Below are 3,587 nucleotides of genomic sequence, written 5' to 3' on the forward strand. Positions count from 1 at the left end.
GTTTACCGGACGCTTACCACTCTCTAACAGATGCTTAAACGTAACTATCTGAAAGTATTGATATCACGCGCTCATACGGGCAGTCAGATAGGATGTAGGCTTTTTGGACGCGGGTTCGAGCCCCACCCCCTCCACCAAATATAGAAAGCCCCGATACGAAAGTATCGGGGCTTTTTTTATTGCCTCGCGTATGCACGAATGCTCAGTCTACTCTTATCTATCACTGCGCATTTTGATTGAGAGCCATAAGCGAACTCGATAGAGCTCACTTATGGCAACGACAGTTTTATGAGGCCAATTTATCTAAAAATCGTAATTCATACCAAGCATAAAGCTACGCCCCATTAACGGCGAATAATCTTTGAGTAAAGATGTATGTGGCCGCGCCTCTTGGTCGAGTAAATTACTTCCCTTCAAATAAAACATCATATCGCCATTTTCAGTAGGCAAATGATAGGTTATCGCCGTATCAACGAGTGCGTAACCTGATGTATCGGTCTCATTTTCCGCGGTATCAGTCTGTTTAGCATAAGCCATCACACCAACCTCTGCATGCCAGTCTTGCTGATCAAAATTGAGCGTTGAGCCCAATCGCATTGGCGATATTAGCGGTAGATTACCGCCGTCAACCAGCTTGCCACGAGTATAATCGCCGAGAAGATCTACCGACCATATTTCACTTATAGGAATATTCACTTGGGCTTCAGCTGAATAAATTTCGGCATCGGCTTGGGTAAACTGATAGACAGGTAAATCCCCTTCAGCGCCGATATCGGAGGCCACAAGGCCTGTATTTTTCTCATAGTAGAAGTCACTTATTCTGTTATAAGCAACACTAAAAGACCCTGTCCAATCTCCTTCTAGTTTACGAAAAGCTAAGTCGATATTATTAGCAATTTCTTTTTCACTATCACCACTATCTGGAACAACACTGCCGTTTTCAACTCTGTATTGAGAACCCACCTCGAAGCTTTGAGTCGCATCATGTTCGCCAAAACTATACAACTCTTCTGCGGTTGCCGAACGCTCAGCCCTTTCGATAGATAACGCTAAGTTGTAAGCAGGGTCAAAATCCCATACAACCCCAGCTGAAACGGTAACATTGTTATCACTTAAGCCATTGGGTTGGTAGTTTAGTGAATCTCCCAAGGTCATGCTATCGGGATCTAAACTATAATGCTCAATTCGGCTACCGAGTTCGATACGAAAGTCACCTAATTTACGCTCTTGTACGATAAATGCGGCAACAGTGTCTGTAATACTATCGGGGGTCAGAGCTTCCTCTCCCTGAACAGAAAAGTCTCTATGAATTGCATGCAGCCCCATGACTCCTTGCCACTCCCCCCATGGCTTATTATTAAGGCTTAAACGAGCTTCGCTCTGCTTATTATAAAAGAACGTATCGGCGTCGCCGTTCTCTTCTTCCGCATGTTGATAGTCGGTATAACCAGCGTCCAAACGAACTTTACTGATCCCAGCAAATGGGTCAAGCATACCGCCGTGGAGCTGCCAATCTGTCTTTTTAAGATCAATAGTGGTGTTAGGCTCACCGGATTCACCTCTACCGGGAATACCATAATTAGATTGAGTATTTGCCCCTGAAACACTAACAAAACTATCATCACCGGTGTAACCCACACCAACGGCATAGTCATCGAGCTTTAGCTGACTATTAGCGACTTTTCCATGGGTATCTGGTTGCCCTTCAATTGCATTACCAGCAATATCATAATCGTCGGTATTTCGATGAGTACCATCTACATGCCAATTGAATTTACCGTTGCCGCCGTTCAATTCACCGTTGACCGTTTTACCGTTGTTCCCTGTCGTGTAGTGCGTGCCAAAGTTACCGGTTAGTTCATCAACTGATTGCTCATGCACTCGATTATTGACGACGTTAACCACCCCACCAATAGCTGCGTTACCGTAAAGCAATGAGCCCGGTCCCCTTAGAATTTCAATTTGCTGCGCCGTGCTCGCTTCGGTAGTGACTGCGTGATCTGCCGACACCGTTGAGGCGTCTCCCACCGATAAACCATTTTCAAGTACCATCACTCGCGGACCGCTCATCCCACGAATAATAGGTCGACTTGCTCCAGCGCCAAAACGAGTTGCCTGTACGCCAGGGAGCTTATCGATGGTATCTCCTAAAGTGGGTTCAATATTTAGCTTTAACTGGTCAGCAGTCATCACACTGATTGGCGTGGTACTTTCCATGCTTGAACGCATCATAGGTGACGCTGTGACAACAATGTTCTCCATCATTGTTTTCTTGAGCGCGACGTTGTGGGTCACTACACCGGTTGTGATCTGTAAGTCATTATCTGCATGCCTGAAGTTGTCATCACTTACGTGAAGATGAACATGGCTATTATCTGCAATTGTCAGTTTGTATCGACCTTCAGAGTCGCTGGTTGTTTCCGCTCCGCCATCAATGCTGACATGCGCATTTGGGATTGGGTTACCGTTAGTTTCGGTAATTTGACCTTGTAACTCTGCAGCCATTGCAGGTGATAAACAGCCAGCAATAGCTAGCGCTATAGAAGATAGTGCAAGTTTCATTTTTGCTTGTCCTTGTAAGTAAGCAATTAATTTAAATGTGATTTTTATTTTGCCTAAGGACTAGAATGGTGGAGCTCTAACTCGCTGGTTATTTAACCAAGCAACTGCGGGTTGGAAGTATAATGGCTGGGCTGTGCTTTCAACTTGTTGCAGACAAACAACCGGGACATGGCTTGATGTTGGACCCGCGCATTCATCATGATAGAAATTGCTGTACTGACAGTAACTATGATCGGCTTCTAACGCATGTTCTGCTGCGTGAGATAAGGTTATAGTTTGTAAAGCAATCAACCAAAAACCAAATAAAAGTAACAGAGAACCCTTTACTTTTTTTAGGGGTATATCATTCATATAGGCTCCCCCATTAGTTAAAGACTGATGATTTAGTAAGACAGCAGCTTAGTTTAGTGATAGACCAATTGTCTAGTTTTAAATTTGGTCTATATGTAAAAAATAATTTTGAGTCTCTATTCGAATATATTAGAAAACCAAAAAATTATTAAACACATAACTCACCCTCTGTATCGACGAGCAACCCAACTTTAACAAGTGATATAAAATTAAAAAAATACACCAAGTAATTGTACCCACAAATTATCAGCTCCTACTGTTGTAACTTTGTAAATAAAATGAAGCTTCAGCGTAAAAACGGCAAAGCTTTCTACAAATTAATTCTATACATCATTAATTACTCTCTATAACTATTTATCAAGGTAGTTAGACTAAAAGTATATTAAATCCAAAGGTCAGCTTTAGCATTAATTTAGATATAATCACTATTAGGGAATTTTCGATTAACTACCTAAACAAAGACATAGCCACCCATAGTTAATGGCACAAATAACCCTCTCTTGCTAAGCTTTAAAAGCGCATTTAACAAGGAGGTTGTATGCCAAGGCCAAGACGAACCCTCATCAGTATCGAAGACCCACCCCCTATTATCACTGCTGTAGCCGTGTTGTTCGACGCGCCTTTCTCTGCGGTGATGATAAATACACAGGTAAAGACATAGCCATATATGGACG

At 42.8% G+C, this 3,587-nt stretch carries 3 protein-coding genes; 1 reads left to right on the forward strand and 2 read right to left on the reverse strand.

The window, feature by feature from the left end:
• Positions 1-303 precede the first annotated feature (303 nt).
• Positions 304-2,562: a TonB-dependent receptor gene (locus AB4238_RS21620; RefSeq protein WP_372035609.1), complete on the reverse strand. Its 2,259-nt coding sequence runs from the start codon at positions 2,560-2,562 to the stop codon at positions 304-306.
• Positions 2,563-2,622: 60 nt separating this feature from the next.
• Positions 2,623-2,913 carry a hypothetical protein gene (locus tag AB4238_RS21625; protein WP_372035610.1) on the reverse strand — a complete coding sequence of 97 codons (291 nt, stop codon included), beginning with the start codon at positions 2,911-2,913 and terminating at the stop codon, positions 2,623-2,625.
• Between the two features lie 538 nt (positions 2,914-3,451).
• On the opposite strand from AB4238_RS21625, the gene AB4238_RS21630 reads away from it, so the two are divergent.
• A complete protein-coding gene (locus AB4238_RS21630) occupies positions 3,452-3,574 on the forward strand; it encodes a hypothetical protein (RefSeq protein WP_372035612.1) in 123 nt (40 codons plus the stop codon).
• Positions 3,575-3,587: the final 13 nt, after the last annotated feature.

Source organism: Shewanella sp. 10N.286.45.A1 (genome assembly GCF_041470405.1).
In the GTDB taxonomy this organism is placed as follows: Bacteria; Pseudomonadota; Gammaproteobacteria; order Enterobacterales; family Shewanellaceae; genus Shewanella.

Coding starts and splice junctions, on each gene's coding strand:
- AB4238_RS21620 (WP_372035609.1), bottom strand. CDS start 2,562: ATGAAACTTGCACTATCTTCTATAGCGCTAGCTATTGCTGGCTGTTTA.
- AB4238_RS21625 (WP_372035610.1), bottom strand. CDS start 2,913: ATGAATGATATACCCCTAAAAAAAGTAAAGGGTTCTCTGTTACTTTTA.
- AB4238_RS21630 (WP_372035612.1), top strand. CDS start 3,452: ATGCCAAGGCCAAGACGAACCCTCATCAGTATCGAAGACCCACCCCCT.